1 protein-coding gene is annotated in these 1,316 nt (G+C 65.5%); it reads right to left on the reverse strand.

The features are described 5' to 3' along the window. Nucleotides 1-1,262, reverse strand: a 1,262-nt coding sequence (locus tag ACIP5Y_RS47955) for a polyketide synthase dehydratase domain-containing protein (RefSeq protein ID WP_400360526.1), incomplete at its 3' end; no start/stop codon positions are given. Between the last annotated feature and the right edge of the window lie 54 nt (nt 1,263-1,316).

Genomic DNA, 1,316 nt, shown 5'->3' on the forward strand with positions numbered 1-1,316 from the left:
GCCGCCTGCAACACCGCGTCCAACAACGCCGGATGAACCCCGAACCTCGCCGCCCGAACACCCTCCTTCTCCGGCAACCTGACCTCAGCGAAAACATCACCATCGTGATGCCGCACCGAAGCCAGACCGCGGAAGGCCGGACCGTAGACAAAACCGTGGTCGGCCGTCACGTCGTAGAAAGTGGTGACGTCCACTCGCTCGCTAGATTCCGGTACCCGGACCTCGGTCGACGACATCGCATCAACGCCGAGAACGGCTTCGGCGTGTCGGGTCCATGGTTGGTCATCGTCGCTGCGCGCGTAGATCTCGACGCTGTCGCCGGTGACGACGACCTGCACCTGCACCTGCCCGTGTTCGGGCAGCGCCAGTGGAGCATGGATGATCAACTCGGCAACCGATCCCGCTCCGACCGCGTCAGCAGCCCGGATCGCCAGCTCCACGAACCCGGTCCCCGGGAACAGCACCACCCCGTGCACAACGTGATCGGCCAGCCACGGCGCAGACCGCAAAGAAACACGCCCCGTCAAAACCGTGGTATCCGAACCCGGAAGCGTGACCACCGCACCCAGCAACGGATGCCCCGCAGCAGTCAGACCCGCCGAAGCGACATCGCCCGCACCCACGACCGGTTCGGGCCAGTATCGCTCATGCTGGAACGCATACGTCGGCAACTCCACCCGCCGCGCATCACCCACCGGCACTACCGCGGCCCAACGCACCGGAACACCCGAAACGAACAACCGCGCCGCACCCGACACCACCACGGCCAGCTCGTCATGACCACGACGCATCATCGGCGCCGGCACCACATCCGGATCCACCGCCTGAACCAACCCCGCAAGCACCCCGTCCGGACCCACATCCACGAACCGGGACACACCCTGCTCGATCAACCAGTCCACACCCTCGGCGAACCGCACCGTCGCACGAACCTGACCCACCCAATACGCCGGATCCGCGATATCAGCCAACCCGCCGGTCACATTCGACACCACCGCAATCGTCGGCTCCGAATACTCCAACGTCTCGAGCACCCGCCCGAACTCCTCGAGCATCGGATCCATCAACGCCGAATGAAACGCATGCGACACCCGCAACCGCGACGTCTTCACACCCCGACCAGCGAAAGACTCCCGCAACACCTCCACAGCAGCCTCCGCACCGGAAACCACCACCGAACCCGGCGCATTGACCGCCGCGATCGACACACCCTCCACCAACAACGGAACAACCTCCGCCTCCGGCGCAGCAATCGCCACCATCGCCCCACCAGTGGGCAACCCCTGCATCAACCGCGCCCGAGCCCCCACCAAACG

The organism is Nocardia sp. NPDC088792 (assembly GCF_044750615.1).
Classification (GTDB): Bacteria; Actinomycetota; Actinomycetes; order Mycobacteriales; family Mycobacteriaceae; genus Nocardia.